The organism is Flavobacterium esculini, from assembly GCF_048284325.1.
GTDB lineage: Bacteria > Bacteroidota > Bacteroidia > Flavobacteriales > Flavobacteriaceae > Flavobacterium.
In genome coordinates this window covers 52,941-75,268 of record NZ_JBLVPI010000006.1, presented here as the reverse complement: position 1 = coordinate 75,268, position 22,328 = coordinate 52,941, and the positions used below count along the sequence as shown (strand labels likewise).

Below are 22,328 nucleotides of genomic sequence, written 5' to 3'. Positions count from 1 at the left end.
TAAATTATGAATAAAAAAATAGACCAATTAGCAGCTGATAATATAAGAGCACTTGCCATTTCAATGGTAGAAAAAGCAAAGTCAGGACATCCAGGAGGTGCCATGGGCGGTGCCGATTTCATGCATATTTTGTACACTGAATATCTGAATTTTGATCCTACAGAAATGGATTGGACTTTTAGAGATCGTTTCTTTATGGATGCTGGGCATTTATCAGCATTAATGTATTCTCAATATTATTTATTGGGTAATTATAAAAAAGAAGATCTTCAAAATTTTAGACAATGGGGTTCTGCTACACCTGGCCACCCAGAAGTAGATGTACTCAGAGGTATTGAGAATACTTCAGGTCCTCTTGGACAAGGGCATGCTATGGGTGTGGGAGCAGCAATTGCAGCAAAATTTTTAGATGCAAGATTTAAAGGACTCTTCAATCATAAAATATACGGTTTCATTACCGATGGTGGTGTACAAGAAGAAATTTCTCAGGGAGCAGGAAGAATCGCAGGACATTTAGGATTGAATAATTTTATTATGTTTTATGATTCTAATGATGTGCAGCTTTCTTCTATGACCCATGAAGTCACCTCTGAAAATACAGCAATGAAATATGAAGCTTGGGGATGGAATGTAATAACTATAGACGGGCATGACCATGAGCAAATTAGGAAAGCGCTGCATGAGGCCCATGAAGAATCTGAAAAACCGACTTTGATAATTGGAAAAACAATTATGGGAAAAGGTACTGTTACTGCAACCGGCGACATGTATGAAGGTGAATGTGAACTCCACGGAAAACCAATTGGTGAAACCAAAGCAGATTACACAAAAACACTTATCAATCTAAATGCAAATCCTGAAAATCCATTTGCCATTTTTGAAGAAGTTGAAACGCATTATGCCAAAATACTAGCGATAAAAGCGGAAAAATCAGCCTATAAAAAACTTCAAATAGCAAGTTGGAGAAAAGAAAATCCAGAACTATCTCAAAAGATAGATTTGTTTTTGTCCGGAAAACTACCTGAATTAGATTTAAGCAGTGTGATCCAAAAACCTAATGCGGCCACAAGAGATGCTTCCTCAGCAGTACTTGCGTATTTAGCAGAAAACGTGGAAAACATAATTGTTTCATCGGCAGATTTGTCTAACAGTGATAAAACAGATGGTTTTCTAAAAAAATCATCCATATTACAAAAAAATGATTTCAGTGGAGCCTTCTTACAAGCTGGAGTTGCAGAACTGACTATGACAGCTATTGCCAATGGAATTGCACTTCATGGAGGTGTTATCCCTGTAGTGGCAACATTTTTTGTGTTTTCCGATTATATGAAACCTGCCATTAGATTAGCAGCAATTCAAGAACTAGCGGTAAAATATGTTTGGACGCACGATTCTTTCCGAGTGGGTGAAGACGGACCAACGCACCAACCTATTGAACAAGAAGCACAAATCCGTTTAATGGAAAAAATAAAAAACCATTCTGGAGACCAAAGTTTATTGGCGCTACGCCCAGCCGATGCAATAGAAACTTCGGTAGCTTGGAACATGGCCTTAAACAATACTAAAACACCAACAGGCCTGATTCTTTCCAGACAAAATATTAAAGACATTCCTGCGCAAGGAACGTCAAGATACGAAGAGGCAACCGAAGCTACAAAAGGAGGTTATTTAGTGAAATCTACGCAAAATCCTGACATTACTTTAATCGCAAATGGATCAGAAGTTGCCACACTTTTAGAAGCAGCCGTTATATTAGAAAAGGATAAAAAACTAAAAATAAATGTAGCTTCCATTATATCCGAAGGCTTATTCATACAGCAATCAAAAGTATACCAAGACAGTATTATTCCAAAAGGAAAATTAGTATTTGGACTTACAGCCGGACTTCCGGTAAATCTAGAAGGCTTGATAGGCGATAGTGGAAAAGTGATTGGATTGGATCATTTTGGCTATTCAGCTCCCGCAACTGTTTTGGACGAAAAATTCGGATTTACAAGTGAACATGCTTGCGCAGCGATTCTTAAATATATTGAAGAAAATAAATAAACAACCAAAAACTAAACAATAAAAAGATATGAAATTTTTTATCGATACCGCAAATTTAAAAGATATAAAAGAAGCCAATGATTTAGGAATCCTAGACGGCGTAACTACTAACCCGTCGCTGATGGCGAAGGAAGGAATTACGGGAGCTGAAAATATTATTGCTCATTACGTCAAAATATGTGAATTGGTGGATGGCGATGTCAGTGCCGAAGTGATTTCAACTGATTTAGCAGGAATGATTGCCGAAGGAGAAAGATTAGCAGCTTTGCACCCTCAAATCGTGGTAAAAATTCCGATGATTAAAGAAGGTATAAAAGCGATAAAATACTTTTCGGACAAAGGAATCAGAACCAACTGTACTTTAGTATTTTCTGCAGGTCAAGCATTGCTTGCCGCAAAAGCCGGAGCCACTTATGTATCCCCTTTCATTGGCCGGTTAGATGATATTTCTACTGATGGAATGGCATTAATTGCTGAAATCAAATTGATTTATGATAATTACGGTTATGAAACACAAATTTTGGCTGCATCAGTACGCCATGTCATGCATATTTTGAATTGTGCAAAAATTGGAGCCGATGTAATAACGGGTCCGTTGAGTGCCATTGAAGGTCTATTAAAACACCCGCTTACCGATAGTGGTTTAGCAACTTTTTTAGCAGATTACAACAAAGGGAATAGTTAATTCATAACCCTTTAATCTTTTAGAACTATCCTATTTCAGCCATTTTATATAGTATGGTAGTTTTAATTCATAGGAAATAATCTAAAATCTTGAAATTGTAGTAAATCAAAGAAAAATACCATTATTTCTGCCCATTTTTTACTTAATTACACAAAAAAAGGAAGTCTCATAATCGAGCCTTCCTTTTTTATTTCCTGAAATAATGAAACTACCTTCTTATCAAAAAGTTGATTTCAAATTAAAAACTTAAAACTATTTATAAGTTCAAAACAAAATCATTCAATAATTTTGCATCATATTTTTCTTTGTCAAATGTATATAGATAGGAACCTTTTCTTGAAGACATCATATCCTTCTCCTCCAATTTTACAAGAATATCTAACGAGTTTATCTTACTGATAAAATTCCTCTTGTCCAGTTCTTTGCTTAAAATAGCTTCGTATAATTCCAACAATTGACGCATCGTGAATTTTTCCGGTAAAAGTTCAAATCCAACTGGTTTTATAGAGGTTCGATACCGCAATCTTCTAATCGCATGTTGTACCATAGAATCATGGTCAAAAATTAGTTTCGGAGCTTGAGCAACACTAAACCATTGGGCATGATAATTTTGAGTCAGTTCGGCATTATGATTTTCAATATTAATCAAAGCATAATAGGCGACCGAAATGGTCCTTTCTACTGGATCCCGATCTATTTCACTATACGTATACAATTGCTCCATGTATATATCTTGAAGTCCAGTATAGTTATCAAGTATTCTAATAGCTGCACTATCCAATACCTCATCTTTTCTAAGAAATCCCCCCATTAAAGACCACTTCCCTTTTTCAGGTTCAAAATCTCTTTTAATTAAAAGTATTTTTAATCCTTCATGATCAAATCCGAAAATGATACAATCTACTGCTAATAAAACCTTGTCAGCAGAACTATAACTATTTAACATACTAAGCTTTTTAGGGTAAATATATAAACTTCCTTTTAGGTTTCATAATTTTATTAATGTGGATTTTACACTTAGTAATTTGAAAGACCTAAACATAAAACTCAAATTCGTTTAATGAACTACTATAACTCTATTAAATATAGCACGTTGCATTATTCCGATTACTTTCATAATGAAATTCTGCTTTTAATTCTTAAAAACAGAATTCTTTTATTGAAATTACAAATAGATTAAATCTAACATTTTTCAATATCAATCGATTAAGATAATTTTATCCCATTCATTATTGCATAATTTGGCTCTTCAACTAAACGAGTAAACTACAAACAAGGCTTTTTTCACAATATAAATCTAGTTTCTAAGTCAAAAACACTTTGAAAATTAACTATTCTAGTTTTTTTTTAAAATAATTAAGAAAGGTGATTTTTTATATAATTGTTGGTTTTTTGAAACAAAGCGTAAATTTTACATAAAGTAATTGTGAAAATTTGCTTTTTTTTAAAAAAATCACAATGTTTAAGTGTTATTTTTACACTTAAATTATGAGATATATTTTTTTTAGGTGCTTTTTTTACCAGATTAATTTGTTTTTATAGATATTTTTTAATTAAATTTACAAATGTAAAATACACACTTATAAATTAACCAAAACAAAACAGAATGAAAACAAACCAACGATTATTTTTCTATTGCAATTTTTTATTGCCAAGAAAAGAATGGCTACTAGCAATAGTAGTTATGTTATTTTCTACTTATACTCTTTCTGCTCAGGAAGCTAAGGTCATTACAGGAACCGTTACGTCAACAAAAGACGCAATGTCTTTACCTGGTGTAAATGTTTCAATAAAGGGTACTAATACCGTAACAGTTACTGGCTTTGATGGACAATATTCAATAAAAGCCACATCAAAAGATGTTCTTGTTTTTTCTTACATAGGATTTTCAAATCAAGAAATTACTGTTGGAAACAAATCTCAAATAAACATAGCATTAAATGATGATTTGAATAAACTCGATGAAGTAGTTGTTATTGGGTACGGAACACAAAAGAAATCAGACCTTTCTGGATCAGTTGGTATTGTAAATATGGAATCCGCAAAAAAAACGGTAACCTATGATGCCGCAAAAATGCTTCAGGGACAAGTAGCTGGTGTAACGGTACAATCTTCTGGAGAACCGGGCGGGTTTGTAAATATTAAAATTAGAGGGCTTAACTCATTTACAAACAACAATCCTCTTTTTGTAATTGACGGTATGATTGTAGATTCTCCATTTGATTTCGCTCCGGGGGATATCGAATCAATGCAGGTATTGAAAGACGCTTCATCGGCCGCTATTTATGGAGTTCGTGGTGCTAATGGTGTTGTTATTATTACAACCAAAAAAGGAAAAGCAGGAAAACTAAATATCAAATATAAATCTCTTGTTGGTTTTCAAAATGTGGCTAAAAGATGGGATGTAACTGATAGAGTAGGATACCAAACGATTACCAGCGCAGCAGAAAAAAATGCAGGATTAAGTGTAGCTCCAGGAAACGACCCTACAAATCCACTTTATATTAATAATGTCGATACCAATTGGCAAAAAGAAGCTTATGAAACTGGCATTATAGAAAACCACTCGTTAGCGTTTAATGGTGGGGCTGAAGAATTAGCCTATAATATGAATATGGATTATTTCAAAAACAGCAGTTATATCAAATCTCCTCAAGACTATGAAAGATTGTCTATGAATATGAATTTGAATGGAAAAAAAGGAAAATTCAAGTACGGTACTAAAATAGGATATACCCAATCTAACAAAGAAAATTTTAACAGTTATGTAGGAGAAAATGCAGTTGGTGCTTTAGTTGGTGCAATTCCTACAATGCCGGTTTATGATGCAAACCGTTTAGGCGGTTACGGAGGTACAACCAACTTAACACAAAGAGCGATATCCCTTAACGTTATCGGATTCAATAACTTAATCGAAAATAACGGAAAAAGAAACCGTTTTATTGGAGATGTATGGGGAGAATATGAAATTGTAAAAGGATTAAAATATAAAATGGATGCCAGTTTTGACCGATTAGATTATGAAAACAGAAGGTACATTCCACAAAGTGATTTAGGATGGTATTATATTACTACCAAAGAAGAAGCTTCATTAGATGTATCAACAGGCAGTAATGATAAAACATTCTTTAACAACACATTAACCTACTCATTAGACATCCAAAAACATAAATTTGATATTTTGGCTGGTTGGGTACAAGAACGCAACGATTCTTACAACCACTGGTCAAGAGGTGTAGGCTATGATGCTGGTGAAATAAGCAAACTACAATATGCAGATGATACCAGTACAGGAGAAAGTAATGTAACTATAACTGGTAAATCATACATAAGCCGACTTAATTATTCTTATGATGATCGTTATTTATTGCAAGCAAACTTTAGACAAGACAAAACATCTCTTTTTAGCGAAAAAAACAATACCGCTAATAACTACTCATTCTCAGGAGCTTGGAAATTAAGCAACGAAAAATTTATTCACTTACCTGAATGGGTAAACACTATCAAATTAAGAGGTAGTTATGGTAAATTAGGAAACAATACTCTTCCTCCGTATTTTTTCGCGACAACAATCAATAGTTTTGCAGGGTATGATTTTAATAATCAATTGGCTCCAGGCACAACAGTTGTAGCTTCTTTAGATCCAAATGTACGATGGGAGGATGTAAAAACAACCGATGTGGCCCTTGAACTTGGATTGTTCAACAATGACCTGCAATTTACGGCAGAGTATTTTGTGAAAAATTCTACAAATTTATTGGTTGATGTTCCGTTACCGTTTTCTACAGGTGCTTTCCCAGCATCTATTAGAACAAATGCCGGCGCAATGAGAAACAAAGGACTTGAATTTTCTACAACCTACAACAACAACGATAATGCTTTCAAATACAGCATATCTGCCAATATAGGAACGTTGAAAAATGAAGTATTACAAATTGGTATCAATGGGAATCCAATCTATGGTGCTGCTTCAAAAACAGTAGTAGGTAGATCTATAGGCGAAATTTTTGCTTATGAAACCGCTGGTATTTTTCAAAACGCTGCAGACCTTGCTGCATCACCAACACAAACCAACGCAGGAGTGGGTGACATCAAATTCAAAGATATCAATGGCGACGGTATGATCAGTGATCTTGACAGAACATTTCAAGGTATAACGATTCCTAAATACAGCTACGGTTTTAACTTTAGTGGTTCTTACAAAAACTGGGACATCGCCATGTTTTGGCAAGGTGCTGGAGGAAACAAAGTTTTCAATAGTATATACCGCAATTTAATGTCAGGTCAATATGGTAATCATAGTACCGACATGCTAAATTACTGGACACCTACAAATACAAATACAAACGTACCTCGTCCTATTATCGGAGATCCTAACGCTAACACCCGAGATTCTAATCGATTCATAGAAAATGGAGACTATATAAGACTACAAACTATGGAAATTGGATATCAAATTCCGGTTTCTTCTAAAAGTTTTATTCAAAAAGCAAAAGTGTATGTAAATGGGCAAAACTTATTGACTATTAGTAAATATAAAGGAAGTGATCCTGATTTTAATAGCAACGACGGGTCATTCTCTAGAGGATATGATGGTGGTTCATTCCCAAATCCTAGAACTGTTTCTTTAGGACTTGAAGTGAATTTTTAAAAACAACCAAACTAATTAAAACGAATCAAAATGAAATATAAAATATTTAATTATCTAGCTGGTTTCTTTTCACTGGCAGTTATAACAACAAGTTGTGTCAACAATGAAGATTTAATTCAGCTTGACCCTAATAATGATGCTGCAGATTCATTCTGGAAAAATGATCAAGACGCTATAGAAGGTGTAAATGCCGCTTATGGTAGTTTGTTAACTGATGGTACTTACATGCGAAGTACTCCTTTATTATTAGACTTAAAAGGGGATGATTCCAGAAGTAACAGTCCATGGGATGCGATGTACAATGTAGGTCGTTTCAACTCGAATGTTTCAAATTCTGCTATTTATGGTTGGGCTTATGAAACTTATTATCAGGGAATTTACCGTGCTAATCAAGTTTTGACCAATGTAGCCACCATCAACATGACCGATACAGCTCTTAAAAGCAGAATTTTGGGGCAAGCCTATTTCTTGAGAGGATTGTATTTATTTCATGCGGTAAATATGTTTAAAAACGTACCGTTACCAACAGAAATTGCTGCTTTCTATCCTCAAAAAACAGAAGCTGAAGGTTGGAAACAAGTTATTGCTGATTTTAAAGCAGCAGCAGATTTACTTCCTACTTCTTACACTAATGTTACTGGTTTAGATGCAGGTCAAAAAGGACGTGCCACAAAAGGAGCAGCTTTAGGATATTTAGGGAAAGCATACTTGTTTACCAAAGATTTCCCGAATGCAAAAATTGCATTCAAACAAGTCATCGATTTAGGAGTTTACTCTTTAGTTTCTAATTACCGTGATAACTTTACTGACACTAACGAAAACAATTCAGAATCACTATTCGAAGTACAATTCAGCAGAAGTGCAGGTGGTGTTGATTTAGGTTGGGGTGGTGCTCCAGCTACAGGATGGGGAAAAACATCAGCAAGAGCCATTACCTATGGACCTAGAGCTTTTGGATGGACAGATGTACAACCTACAAGAACATTATTTAATGAGTTCCATGACGAAAAAACTACGGCAAATACAACAGATCCACGTTTAGATGCCACTATGTTCTATAACAAACCAGGTGGAATGCAACTTTACGGACAAAATTTCGCTACTGTTTATGCAGGAAATTTAGCAGATTTAAATGATTTATTTTGCCGAAAATATCAAAATTCTGATGGAGCGTATGCAAACGAATTTGACTGGCGTTCAGGAATAAACGAGCGTTTATTACGTTATGCTGACGTATTGTTAATGTATGCCGAATGTTTAAACGAAACTGGCGATACTCCAGGAGCTTATACGTACATTCAAATGGTTAGAGCTCGTGTAGGATTGCCTAATTTAGCTACTGCAAAACCAGGATTGTCACAAATAACCATGAGAGATCAAATTGGACACGAAAGATTCTTGGAATTCCCATTAGAAGGACACCGTTTTGATGACATTCGTCGTTGGGGTTGGTTGCAAGATCCAGTAAAATTAGCATGGTTAAAATCAAGAGATGTTGAATTTAATTCTTATGCAACAGGAAGAGAATACTTTCCTATACCACAATTAGAAATGGATAACAATCCAGGTTCAATTCAAAATACCGGATACTAATATTATTTATTTGAATTAGTTAATACTTTAATATCACATGGTAAAATTTACCATGTGATATTATAACTTAAAGACAACATGAAAAAAGCATCATTACTATTACTTGTTTTTACTTTTTGCACTCAAATTATGGTTGCACAAAAAGAAACCACAGTACTTTCTATAAAAAGTACTGCAAATGCACCTACTATCAATAAAAATATCTACGGACATTTTGCAGAACATTTAGGAAGATCTATTTATGGAGGCTTTTTTGTTGGGGATACATCAAAAATACCCAATACAGCCGGCGTTCGAAATGATGTTGTAGCGGCTTTAAAAGACTTAAAAATACCAAATTTACGTTGGCCGGGCGGTTGTTTTGCCGATACCTACCACTGGAAAGATGGTATTGGACCAAAAGAAGAACGACCAACAATTGTAAACCAATGGTGGGGAGGCGTTACCGAAGACAATAGTTTTGGAACCCACGATTTCTTAAACCTATGCGAACTACTGGGTACCGAACCTTATTTAGCCGGAAACATGGGCAGTGGCACGGTTCAAGAATTGGCTGATTGGGTACAATACGTAAATTTTGGAGGTAAAAGCCCAATGAGTGATTTGCGTATTAAAAATGGCAGAACAGCACCTTGGAAAGTAAAAATATGGGGAGTTGGTAACGAAGCTTGGGGTTGTGGCGGCAACATGACAGCCGATTATTACGCAGGTGAATACCGCAAATATGCCACCTTTATGTCAGATTGGTCCAACACAGGAGGCTTAATGCGTGTAGCATCTGGAGCGAACAGTGCCGATTATAACTGGACTGAAACCTTAATGAAAAACATCCCAGGTAATATGCTTGGCGGAGTAGCTTTACATCATTATTCCGTAATTGATTGGGACAAAAAAGGAGATGGTGTCGATTTTACCGAAGACATTTATTTTAGAACCATGACACAAGCATTAAAAATGGAGGAACTCGTTATTAAACATTCCGCCATTATGGATAAATACGATCCAAAGAAAAAAATAGCCTTGGTAGTTGATGAATGGGGCGGTTGGTACGAAGTTGAAAAAGGCAGCAATCCTGGCTTTTTATACCAACAAAACACCATGAGAGACGCCGTTTTGGCGGGAAGCACCCTGAATATTTTCAATAATCATGCAGACAGAGTTCGTATGGCCAATTTGGCTCAATGCGTCAATGTACTACAAGCGGTTATTCTTACCGATAAAACAAAAATGTTGTTAACGCCAACCTATCACGTAATGAAAATGTATAGCGTACACCAAGACGCTACTTTAATACCCCTAACATTTGAGTCGCCTCTATACACACTCAATGACAAAAATCTACCAGCCATAAATATTTCGGCTTCAAAAGACGCCAAAGGCTTAACGCATGTTTCATTGGTAAATATTGACGCCAAAAAAGAAAATAAAATAGAGATTGACATAAAAGAACTTGGAATTAAAAATGTTACAGGAACCATAATCACTTCAACTAAATTGCAAGACCATAATACATTTGACAATCCAACAAAAATTCAACCCGTAATTTTTAAAGGATTTGAAATTAAAAAAGGCAAACTTGAAATAACAATTCCTCCTTTTTCTGTTGTAACTCTAGAAGGGAAATAAAAAACACGAAAATGAAAAAATCAAATTCCATTATAAAGTTAGTACCCTATTTAGTACTTTTTTTATTGATACTATCCGTGAGTAGTTGTTCCAGTAGCGATGACAGTCCGAGCCCTGCTCCAACACCGACACCAACGCCTACACCAACTCCTACACCAACATTTGCAGGACCTACTTATGCAGATAATTATTCCTCCATTGCTGCATGGGGTTCTAATTCGCAATGGAATTTAGCCAATGTACACGACCCTTCTGTCGAAAAATGTGGCGATTATTATTATATGTACCAGACAGATGCTTCTTATGGAAACGCACATGATGGACACGGGCATTTTCATTACAGACGTTCTAAAGATCTTGTAAATTGGGAATACATGGGACCTTCAATGACAACAGCACCAGCTTGGGTAAAAGATTCATTGAATAATAAAAGGGCTCGTATGGTTCCGGCTTTACCAGCAATTGCAAACCCTAGATACGGCTATTGGGCGCCTTACATCAAAAAAGTAGGTAGCAAATACCGAATGTATTACAGCATTGTGGTAGATGAACCAATTACAGGTACTAATTTTGACACTTCGTGGTCAGAAAGAGCCTTTATTGGATTGGCAGAATCGGACGATTTAGCCACTAATGTTTGGGTTGACAAAGGAATGGTAGTATGCTCTGAACCAGACGGATTAAAACCGTATTCTTTTACAGGTACCAGAAATTGGGAAAATGCTTATTTCAAATTTAATGCCATCGACCCTACTTTTACCGTTACTCCAGAGGGCGAACATTATTTAATTTATGGTTCTTGGCATTCGGGTATTGCAGCACTTAAACTGAATCCAACCACAGGAAAACCAGATCAATTAAAAACGTTAAGCGATTACGGAACCCGCATCGCTTCTCGAAGTGCCACCAGTCGTTGGCAAGCTTCCGAAGGTCCAGAGATTATTTACAATCCGGACACTCAATATTATTATCTTTTCTTGGCTTATGATGGTTTAGATGTTCCTTACAACACCAGAGTTTGCCGTTCCAGAAGTATTACAGGTCCTTATCTTGGAATCAACGGTGCCAATGTAAGCAATGGAGCCGATGCTTGGCCAATGCTTACGCATCCTTATGGATTTAACAACCATACCGGATGGGTTGGATTTGCGCACTGTTCCATTTTTCAAAATCCAGATACCAAACAATGGTTCTATGCTTCTCAGGCTCGCTTGCCAAAGGATGTACCAGGTATCAATGCATCAAATGCCATCATGATGGGACACATTCGCGCCATAAAATGGACAGAAGACGGCTGGCCTGTAGTTGATCCCGAAAGATATGCTGCAGTTCCAGAAACTTCCATTAGCGACGCGTCATTCATTGGAACATGGGAGCAAATTACCATGAATTATCAATATGCAGTTATTCAAAAATCAACTACAATATATTTAACCGCTGACAAGAAAGTAAGCGGTGGAGTTACTGGAACTTGGTCATATGATAGCACTAACAAAACACTAATCGTCAATGGCATAAAATGTAAAGTTAGTGATGCTTGGGACTGGGAAAAAAGCACTCGTAAAGTAACCATTTCTTATTCTGGACTTACCGCTGCGGGAGTTCCAATTTGGGGTAAAAAAATAGATTGATAGATTCTTTTAATATTTAGATTAGTTAGTAAAAAATGCTCCTCTTGTTTCTTTACAGGAGAGGGCATTTGGATAAAACAAACACAGTAAAAAGCTGTAACGTCTTTAAAGAAATGAAAAAAACACTCTCCATCCTATCGCTTTTGGTACTTATTGCGTCTTGCAAAACCATAAAGCCAGATGAGGTTACGGCTTTCGCCAATGGAAATGCAAATCAAACTTTGACAATGAATAATCCCATTATCAAAGACAAATACACGGGAGATCCTGCAGCTTTGGTATACAAAGACAAAGTATATCTCTATGCCGGACATGATGAAGCACCAAATGATTTCAATTTTTATAAAATGAATGAATGGTTGGTATATTCCTCATCCGATATGGTGCATTGGCAAGAACATCCTGTACCGCTAAAAGTGACTGATTTTACTTGGGCAAAATCCGATGCTTGGGCTGCTCAAGTTATTGAACGCAACGGAAAATTCTATTGGTATGTGACCGTTTCACATGGAAATATCAATGGAAAAGCGATCGGTGTTGGTGTTTCCGACAGTCCAACAGGTCCTTTCAAAGATGCTTTAGGAAAGGCTCTTATTACCAATGACATGACCACACAAACCAAGATCGATTGGGATGATATTGACCCAACTGTTCTAATTGATGATGATGGCCAAGCCTATCTTTTTTGGGGAAATACTGTTTGTCATTATGCAAAATTGAAAGCTAACATGATTGAACTTGACGGCCCAATACAGACCATCAGTTTACCCAATTATACCGAAGCACCTTGGATTCACAAACATAACAATTGGTATTATTTGTCCTACGCCTATCAATTTCCTGAAAAAATAGCCTATGCCATGAGCAAGTCTATTAGAGGACCATGGGAATACAAAGGAATTTTAAATGAACTAGCCGGAAACTCGAATACAAATCATCAAGCTATAATTGATTTCAAAGGGGGTTCATATTTTATCTATCACAATGGGGCTACTCAGCCTAACGGTAGCAGTTTTAGAAGATCCGTTTGTGTGGACCGTTTGTATTACAATGAAGATGGAACTATGAAACGAGTAATTATGACTTCGGAAGGGATAACGCAGTAAGCAATTTTCAGTCGCAGTTTTCAGTAATTACCTTAAAAATAAACGATTAATAAAACCATCTAAACTTACATTTTCTTAAATGACTTACATGGTTTAAAAAGTGAAACATCTAAGAAATATAAGTCCATTTAAGTTGAAATCAAAAATAGCTGTAAAAGCATTAAATAGAAGAAACTTACATTTTCTTAAATAACTGATATGGTTTAAAAAAAGTAAAATATGAAATTATATAAAAAAATACATCTCCTGCTCTTCATGCTTGTGCTGACAATGACAATTCCTTCATGGTCACAAAACATTACCGTTCATGATCCCGTGATGATTAAACAAAAAGACACGTATTATTTGTATTGTACGGGACAAGGAATTAGTGTTTTTAGTTCTAAAGACATGAAAAACTGGAATCCGGAACCTACTGTATTTAAAGAAAAACCGGTTTGGGTTGACTCAGTCGTACCTGATTTCAAAAATCACATTTGGGCACCAGATATTTCATTTCACAACAACACCTATTATTTGTATTATTCAGTTTCTGCTTTCGCAAAAAACACTTCGGCTATAGCTGTAGCAACTAATACTACTTTAAATTCAAAAGACCCTGCTTATAAATGGGTAGACCACGGAATTGTAATCCAATCAGTTCCAAACCGTGATATGTGGAATGCGATAGATCCGAATTTAACATTCGATGAAAATAACACGCCTTGGTTGGCTTTTGGCTCTTTTTGGGATGGTTTAAAAATGGTCAAATTAAATCCTGATTTAAAATCAGTAGCTCAACCAGAAGAATGGTTTACCATATCAAAGCGCAAAAGAACTTTTGAATTAGCCGATACTAATCCCGGAGATGGCGCACTGGAAGCTCCCTTTATATTCAAAAAGAACGGGTATTATTATCAATTTCTTTCGTGGGACTTGTGTTGCCGTGGCGAAAAAAGCACCTACAAAGTAGTGGTTGGAAGATCAAAAAACATCACGGGTCCTTACGTAGATAAAGACGGAAAACCATTAAATGAAGGAGGAGGATCTTTATTGATCCAAGGCGACAAAAACTGGTACGGAGCTGGTCACAACAGCGCTTATACTTTTGATGGCAAAGACTACATTATTTTTCATGCCTATGAAACCAAGAATAATGGAAGACCAAAATTAGAAATCAAAGAATTGAAATGGGATGCCAATTTATGGCCTATTGTTCAATAACGCAATTAAAAATAGATGAAATGACCCTCATCACAAAATTAAAATCAGTTCCAATAAGTCTATCTTGTCTGACAAGGTGTTAGAAAAAATAAAAATTGGATTGATTATAAAGAGATAAAGACCAAATAGTAAAAACAATTAAAGTTTAGAGTTCAATTCAAGAAACTTCAAACCTTAACTTTAAAAAAAATAAAAAAATGAAACCGAATTTAATCACTAAAATTACCCTTTGTGGCCTATTACTGAATGGTATATATGTCAATGCCCAAAAAACGAATCTCGAAGTTAATATCGCCAATACAATTACTAAAATTCAACCTACGATGTATGGTGCCTTTTTTGAAGACATCAATTTTGCCGCGGATGGTGGATTATATGCTGAAATGATTAAAAACCGTTCTTTCGAATTTGAAACGCCACTAATGGGCTGGAAACAGCCAAAAAGCGACAAACATTCTTTCAATGAACAATCAGGTATTGCAACAACCATTAAAGTATTGGAAAATAAAACCAATCCAAATTTTTGCAGGGTTCTTGTAAATAATGACAAAGGATTTGAAATGATTAATGAAGGATTTCGAGGAATGGGAATAAAAAAAGAGGCTCATTATAATCTTTCTCTAAAAGCGGCGAATCACAATGGCGCTATTAAAAAAATTATCATCCAGTTTATTGATAAAAACAAAAAAGTTTTAGGCGAAACCAGCATTGTTCCCACAGCTGCTGACTGGAAAAATTATACGGCTCAACTTACAGCTACGGGAACCGAAGCCAAAGCACAATTGAAAATCACTTTCGAAGGAACAGGAACAATCGATCTAGATATGATTTCCCTATTCCCGGAAGACACTTGGAAAAACAGAAAAAATGGTTTACGAAAAGACATCGTGCAACTTTTGTATGATATGAAGCCCGGATTTTTGAGATTTCCCGGAGGTTGTATCGTTGAAGGAAGAACATTGGCACAACGCTACCAATGGAAAAAAACCGTGGGTGATGTGGATAAAAGAGAAACCTTAATCAACCGATGGAATACCGAATTTGACCATAAACCGGCACCTGACTATTTTCAGACTTTTGGATTGGGATTTTTTGAATATTTCCAACTTTCCGAAGATCTTGGCGCACAACCCTTACCTATTTTAAGTTGTGGAATGGCATGTCAATTCAATACCGGAGAATTAGTACCAATGGATGAGTTAGATCCTTATGTGCAAGATGCGTTGGATTTAATTGAATTTGCAAATGGTGGGGTTGAAACTCCTTGGGGAAGAATCCGTTCTGAAATGGGACATCCAAAACCTTTTAATTTAAAACTTATTGGTGTTGGAAATGAGCAATGGGGACCTCAATACATCGAAAGATTTAAAGTATTTGAAAAAGCCATAAAATCAAAATATCCAAAAATGACCATCGTGTCAGGTGCAGGTCCATTTCCAGAAGGCGATTATTTTGAATATGGCATGCAGGAACTTAAAAAGTTAAATGCTGAAATCGTAGATGAACACTATTATAAAAACCCACAATGGTTTAGAGAAAACGCAACTCGTTATGATAAATACGACAGAAAAGGGCCTAAAGTTTTCGCAGGAGAATATGCTGCCCAAAGTGTGGCTATTGCAAGTCCTGATAACAAAAACAATTGGGAATGTGCGTTTTCTGAAGCTGCTTTTATGACAGGTTTAGAAAGAAACGCCGAGGTGGTGAACCTAACTTCCTATGCTCCATTGATGGCGCATGAAGAAGCTTGGCAATGGACACCGGATTTACTTTGGTTCAACAATTTAGAAGCCTATGGTTCCGCTAATTATTACGTGCAAAAATTATTTTCAACTAATAAAGGAACCGATTTAATAGCCATCACAAAAGACGGAAAACCAGTAATTGGACAAAATAATCTTTTTGCTTCAGCGGTAAAAGATGTAAATACCAAAGAAGTAATCGTAAAATTAGTAAACACGGCTGCAACGGCACAAAAAGTGAATTTAGACTTAAAAGGAAGCAAATTAGCCTCAAAAGGAACTGTTATAACACTTACAAGTCCAAATTTACAAGATGAAAACTCTTTTGCTAATCCCAAAAAAATAAGCCCTACAGAAAACGAATTAAAGTTGAAAGGAGAGAAAGCTAAAATGGACCTTCCAGCCTATTCGGTAACCGTTTTGAAGATAATGTTGAAATAATCACAACATAATAATTGTATTATTGACATTTATTTTTTTTTTTACTCATAAACAACTATTTTATTGATGTTTTGATAAAAATGATCTAATTAAATTAAATTAAGTGTTTTTTATACACTTATAAAATAAATATATTTATATTTGCATCTCTCTTAAAAAGATTTTAGAATGAAAAATTACGTTATAGGATTAGACTACGGAACAGATTCTGTTCGAGCGATTTTAATAGATACAGAAAACGGGCAGGAATTGGCATCGAATGTTTGTCACTACAAGCGTTGGAAAAATAAAGAATATTGTAACGCATCTATAAATCAGTTTCGTCAACACCCTTTAGATCATATCGAAGGATTAGAATCCACCATAAAATATGTTGTTGAAAACAGCACTATAGATCCTTCCCTTATACGAAGTATTTGCATCGACACAACAGGTTCTTCACCTGTACCAGTTACTAAAGATGGGACACCATTAGCTTTGACAAAAGGCTTTGAGAACAATCCTAATGCTATGATGGTATTATGGAAAGACCATACTTCTATAAATGAAGCGAATGAAATCAATGAACTTGCCGCTAATTGGGGTGGAGAAAATTTCACAAAATATGTGGGAGGAATTTATTCTTCCGAATGGTTTTGGGCAAAAATTTTGCACATAGCCAAACAAGATGAAGCTGTAAAAAATGCCGCTTACACTTGGATGGAACATTGTGATTTAATGACGTATTTATTGATTGACAATAAAGAATTAAAATCGTTTAAAAGAAGCCGTTGCGCAGCTGGTCATAAAGCGATGTGGCACGAAGACTGGAGCGGTTTACCTTCAGAAGAATTTCTGGGGAAACTACATCCTTATCTTGCGGCACTTCGCGGAAGATTGTACGATGAAACCTATACATCAGATCTTGTGGCAGGAAATTTAAGCCAAGAATGGGCTACCCGATTGGGACTTACCACAAATACAGTTATTGCTGTTGGAACATTTGATGCGCACTCAGGTGCTGTTGGAGCAAAAATAGAAGAACATACCTTGGTTCGTGTTATGGGAACCTCAACTTGTGATATTATTATTGCTTCAGAAGAGGCAATAGGAACTAAATCAGTACGTGGAATCTGCGGACAAGTTGACGGATCAGTAATCCCTGGTTTCATTGGTTTAGAAGCTGGTCAATCCGCTTTTGGAGATTTATTGGCTTGGTATAAAGAATTACTACTGTGGCCAACAGATCATTTATTAGCTACTTCTACCCTTTTGACTGATACTCAAAAAGAGCAACTAAAAGAAGAAATGAGCGATAATTTAATTATAAAATTAACAGCAGAGGCAGAAAAAATCCCATTATCAGAAAGTGTTCCAATCGCCTTAGATTGGATTAACGGAAGAAGAACACCGGATGCCAATCAGGAAATAAAAAGTGCCATTTCTAATTTATCATTAGGCACAAAAGCACCTCATTTATTCAAATCACTAGTTAACGCCATCTGTTTTGGTTCTAAGAAAATAGTAGACCGTTTTGAAGAAGAAGGGGTAAAAATAAACAGTGTCATCGGAATTGGTGGTGTTGCGAGAAAATCACCTTATATCATGCAAACCTTGGCTAATGTTTTGAACAAGCCTATTAAAATTGCAGCTTCGGATCAAACACCGGCATTAGGTGCCGCTATTTATGCAGCAGTTGCGGCAGGAATTTATCCTAATGTAATTGAAGCCAGTCAAAAAATGGGAAGTGATTTTGATGGGGAATATTTCCCTCAATTAGATAAAGTTGCAGCCTACAACAAATTGTTGTTAGCGTATGACCAATTAAGTTCTTTTGCAGATCCGTCTCTTAAAAAACTACAACCAGAACACTATGTATAAAGATTTAAAACAAGAATGCTACGACGCAAACATGCAATTAAACGCATTGAATTTAGTAGTATATACTTTTGGAAATGTAAGCGCAGTAGATAGAAAAAATGGTGTTTTCGCCATTAAACCAAGCGGCGTTCCTTATGAAGATTTAAAACCGGAAGACATTGTTATTGTAGATTTTGACAATAACATTATCGAAGGCAACATGCGTCCTTCATCGGATACAAAAACGCATGCTTATTTATATAAAAATTGGCCAAATATTGGCGGTGTGGCACATACTCACGCTACGTATTCTGTGGCTTGGGCTCAATCACAAAGAGACATCCCAATCTTTGGAACTACACATGCCGATCACTTAACATCTGATATTCCTTGCGCAGCTCCAATGAGTGATGCACTAATCGAGGGAAATTACGAACACAATACCGGTATCCAAATTTTGGATTGTTTCAAAGAAAAAAACCTTTCTTACGAAGAAGTTGAAATGATTCTAATTGGAAATCACGGACCTTTTGCTTGGGGGAAAAACGCTGCGAAAGCGGTTTATAACAGTAAAGTTCTTGAAGTAGTCGCTGAAATGGCTCACTTGACATTACTAATTAACCCAAATGCACCAAGACTAAAAGATTCCTTAATAAAAAAACATTACGAACGTAAACACGGAAAAGACTCGTATTACGGACAGTAATTGTCCAACACATTGAACAGTTAAACGATTAAACAAATAAACGATTAAACAAAAAATATGATCGATATATCTCAAAAAGAAATTTGGTTTGTAGTAGGAAGCCAAGAATTATACGGTGAAGAAACACTACGAAAAGTAGCAGAGCATTCAAAACACATTGCAAAAGGATTAGATGCTTCATCGCACATACCCGTAAAAATCGTGTATAAAGATGTGGTAAAGTCTCCATCTCAAATTACTAATGTATGTTTAGAAGCTAATTCGAACAAAAACTGTATTGGGATTGTGGCTTGGATGCATACTTTTTCGCCTGCTAAAATGTGGATTGGCGGTTTAAGTATTCTTAAAAAACCGTTGTGCCACTTACACACACAATTCAATGCTGAAATTCCATGGGCTTCAATGGATATGGACTTTATGAACTTAAATCAATCGGCTCACGGAGATAGAGAATTTGGTTTCATTATGTCAAGAATGCGCAAAAAGCGCAAAGTGGTTGTAGGACATTGGGAAGACGAACGCGTTCAAAAAAAATTAGCTATTTGGTCCAGAGTAGTTTTAGGTTGGGATGAATTCCAAAACTTAAAAGTTGCCAGAATTGGAGACAATATGCGTGAAGTTGCAGTAACCGAAGGAGATAAAGTCGAAGCCCAAATCCGTTTTGGTTTTTCGGTAAATGGTTTCGACTCTTCGGACGTTACAAAACATATTGACACAGTTTCTGATTCCGACATAAACAAACTAGTTGAAGTATATGAAGCCTCTTATACATTAGCTCCAGCGCTTCAAAAAGGTGGTGCTCAAAGAGACGCATTAGTAGAAGCTGCTAAAATAGAAATAGGCCTTAGAGCTTTCCTTGAAGAAGGCGGTTTCAAAGCGTTTACAGATACTTTCGAAAATCTTGGTTCGTTAAAACAACTTCCTGGAATTGCAGTACAACGCCTTATGGCTGATGGATACGGTTTTGGTGGTGAAGGTGACTGGAAAACTGCAGCGATGCTTAGAGCAATGAAAGTAATGAATGTAGGTCTTGAAAGCCAAGGCGGAACTTCCTTCATGGAAGATTACACGTATCATTTTACACCTGAAAAATCATATGTTTTAGGTTCGCATATGTTAGAAATCTGTTCTTCTATTGCTGATGCAAAAGCTTCTTGCGAAGTGCACCCATTAGGAATTGGAGGAAAAGAAGATCCAGTTCGTTTAGTATTTAATGTAGCTGCAGGAAATGCAATTAATGCTTCATTAGTTGATATGGGTAACCGTTTCAGATTGATTGTAAACGAAGTAGAAGCAGTAGCGCCTATGGCTGATTTGCCTAAACTTCCTGTTGCACGTGTTTTATGGGATTGCAAGCCCAACCTCGATATTGCAGCAACATCATGGATATTAGCAGGTGGTGCGCATCATACGGTGTACAGCCAAGTGATCACCACGGAATATATGGAAGATTTTGCCGATATTGCAGGAATAGAATTGCTTGTTATCGATGAGAAAACTACTATCAGAGATTTTAAAGATAAAATCAATGCTAACGAAGCGTATTACCACCTTTTTCAACATGGCATGTAACACCAAAAATTTAAAATTATGAATATAGTAAAACGTTGTATTTATGGAATTTCCATTATGAGTTTAGCAAGTATGAGTATTCAATGTAAAGGAGATAAAAAAGCCGGAGCCGATGAAACTGCTTTAGAAGCTAAAGCTACAGACTCAGTATCTATAGCAAAAGCGGCATATGGCAAAACGGATAAAGGCGAACAAGTTGATCGCTACACGCTGAAAAACCAAAAAGGAATGGAAGTAAATATTATTACTTATGGTGGTATTATTTCATCTTTAAAAGTGCCTAACAAAGCGGGAGTTTCAGAAGAAGTTGTTATCGGTTTTAATTCTTTGGAACAATACATGAAACCCAATCCTTATTTTGGAGCCCTTATCGGAAGATATGGTAACCGAATTGCAAAAGGTAAATTTACTTTGGACGGAAAAGAATATTCTTTGGCTATCAATAACGAACCAAATGCCTTACATGGAGGACCAGAAGGATTCCACAGAGTCGTTTGGACTGCCGCTGAAGCAAAAGGTGGCGATAGCGCTTCCTTGAAATTAAAGTATGTGAGTAAAGACATGGAAGAAGGGTATCCAGGAAACTTAACTGTTTTTGTAACGTACACGCTAAAAAACGACAATTCCCTGGATGTACTTTATGAAGCGACTACAGACAAGAAAACAATCGTGAATTTGACGCAACATTCTTATTTTAATTTATCATCTGATTTTTCTAAACCAATCTTAGATCATGAAATAACTATCGATGCTGACAAATTAGTTCCAGTAGATGCGACCTTAATACCTACAGGTAAATTGACCGATGTAACGAATACGCCTTTCGACTTTAGAAAACCTAAAGTTGTTGGAAAAGACATAGAAGCTAAAGACGATCAGTTGAAAAAAGGATTGGGTTACGATCATTGTTGGGTACTAAACAATCAAGGCAAAGGCGAACGTTTTGCAGCTTCTGCCTATGATGCAGGAAGCGGAAGATTGCTTGAAGTATACACGGATCAACCAGGAATACAATTATATACCGGAAACTTTTTAGACGGAACTTTACCAATGAGAAATGGTGGGACCTATGCGCACAGAACTGGTTTATGTTTAGAAACGCAACATTATCCAGATTCTCCAAATCAAAAAGATTTTCCATCTACGGTTTTAAGCCCAGGGGAGAATTACAAAACAAAAACAACATTTAAGTTTTCAGTAAAATAAATTTAATAAAAAGACACTAACTATTATAGATTATTTTTCTATACCATAATTAATAAGTTGAATGGTTTGGTTTATCATATGGAATTAGTTAGTAAGCCCGGAAGTAACACTTTCGGGCTTTTTTATGCTTGTTTATTTTTATACAGCAAAGAAATTAAATCATCTCTTTGTCATTCCTGACAAATTTCAAGACACAAATTTGCAATATGAAAAAACTCATTCTCTTGCCTATAAATAGAATTAAACAATAATTTTTCACAAAAAAAAACCTCGAAAGCACA

The 22,328-nt window shown here is 35.9% G+C and carries 14 protein-coding genes; 13 read left to right on the top strand and 1 reads right to left on the bottom strand.

Going from position 1 to position 22,328, the window contains the following annotated elements; translation table 11 throughout:
- Positions 1-6: 6 nt before the first annotated feature.
- Complete coding sequence (locus ACNQGG_RS07090; RefSeq protein ID WP_417962534.1) at positions 7-2,046, top strand: transketolase family protein; 2,040 nt, start codon at positions 7-9, stop codon at positions 2,044-2,046.
- 28 nt (positions 2,047-2,074) lie between these two features.
- The gene (fsa, locus tag ACNQGG_RS07085) at positions 2,075-2,731 is read left to right on the top strand and encodes a fructose-6-phosphate aldolase (RefSeq protein WP_143387200.1); all 657 of its coding nucleotides are present in this window, start codon (positions 2,075-2,077) and stop codon (positions 2,729-2,731) included.
- 256 nt (positions 2,732-2,987) lie between these two features.
- On the opposite strand, the gene ACNQGG_RS07080 is transcribed toward fsa, so the two are convergent.
- A complete protein-coding gene (locus ACNQGG_RS07080) occupies positions 2,988-3,677 on the bottom strand; it encodes an NUDIX hydrolase (RefSeq protein ID WP_417962531.1) in 690 nt (229 codons plus the stop codon).
- Between the two features lie 660 nt (positions 3,678-4,337).
- On the opposite strand from ACNQGG_RS07080, the gene ACNQGG_RS07075 reads away from it, so the two are divergent.
- The 11 genes from ACNQGG_RS07075 (at position 4,338) to ACNQGG_RS07025 (ending at position 22,047) form a co-directional block, all read left to right on the top strand.
- Positions 4,338-7,382 (top strand): SusC/RagA family TonB-linked outer membrane protein, encoded by a 3,045-nt coding sequence (locus ACNQGG_RS07075; RefSeq protein WP_417962529.1) that lies wholly within the window; start codon positions 4,338-4,340, stop codon positions 7,380-7,382.
- 30 nt (positions 7,383-7,412) lie between these two features.
- On the top strand, positions 7,413-8,975 hold the full coding sequence (locus ACNQGG_RS07070; RefSeq protein WP_417962527.1) for a RagB/SusD family nutrient uptake outer membrane protein: 1,563 nt from the start codon (positions 7,413-7,415) through the stop codon (positions 8,973-8,975).
- A 78-nt stretch (positions 8,976-9,053) separates the two neighbouring features.
- Positions 9,054-10,601 carry an alpha-N-arabinofuranosidase gene (locus tag ACNQGG_RS07065; RefSeq protein WP_417962525.1) on the top strand — a complete coding sequence of 516 codons (1,548 nt, stop codon included), beginning with the start codon at positions 9,054-9,056 and terminating at the stop codon, positions 10,599-10,601.
- Between the two features lie 11 nt (positions 10,602-10,612).
- The gene (locus ACNQGG_RS07060; protein ID WP_417962523.1) at positions 10,613-12,232 is read left to right on the top strand and encodes an arabinan endo-1,5-alpha-L-arabinosidase; all 1,620 of its coding nucleotides are present in this window, start codon (positions 10,613-10,615) and stop codon (positions 12,230-12,232) included.
- A 113-nt stretch (positions 12,233-12,345) separates the two neighbouring features.
- Positions 12,346-13,338, top strand: coding sequence for a glycoside hydrolase family 43 protein (locus ACNQGG_RS07055; RefSeq protein ID WP_417962521.1), 993 nt, complete (start codon positions 12,346-12,348; stop codon positions 13,336-13,338).
- A gap of 219 nt (positions 13,339-13,557) precedes the next feature.
- Positions 13,558-14,541: an arabinan endo-1,5-alpha-L-arabinosidase gene (locus ACNQGG_RS07050; RefSeq protein ID WP_417962519.1), complete on the top strand. Its 984-nt coding sequence runs from the start codon at positions 13,558-13,560 to the stop codon at positions 14,539-14,541.
- 197 nt (positions 14,542-14,738) lie between these two features.
- Positions 14,739-16,724, top strand: coding sequence for an alpha-L-arabinofuranosidase C-terminal domain-containing protein (locus ACNQGG_RS07045; protein WP_417962517.1), 1,986 nt, complete (start codon positions 14,739-14,741; stop codon positions 16,722-16,724).
- A 168-nt stretch (positions 16,725-16,892) separates the two neighbouring features.
- Entirely contained in the window at positions 16,893-18,584 is a 1,692-nt protein-coding gene (locus ACNQGG_RS07040) for a ribulokinase (RefSeq protein WP_417962515.1), read from the top strand.
- Positions 18,577-19,269, top strand: coding sequence for an L-ribulose-5-phosphate 4-epimerase (locus ACNQGG_RS07035; protein WP_417962512.1), 693 nt, complete (start codon positions 18,577-18,579; stop codon positions 19,267-19,269). Before ACNQGG_RS07040 ends, ACNQGG_RS07035 begins: the two co-directional genes overlap by 8 nt.
- A 57-nt stretch (positions 19,270-19,326) precedes the next feature.
- Entirely contained in the window at positions 19,327-20,841 is a 1,515-nt protein-coding gene (araA, locus tag ACNQGG_RS07030; RefSeq protein ID WP_417962510.1) for an L-arabinose isomerase, read from the top strand.
- 18 nt (positions 20,842-20,859) lie between these two features.
- Positions 20,860-22,047: an aldose epimerase family protein gene (locus ACNQGG_RS07025; protein WP_417962508.1), complete on the top strand. Its 1,188-nt coding sequence runs from the start codon at positions 20,860-20,862 to the stop codon at positions 22,045-22,047.
- The last annotated feature ends 281 nt before the right edge of the window (positions 22,048-22,328 follow it).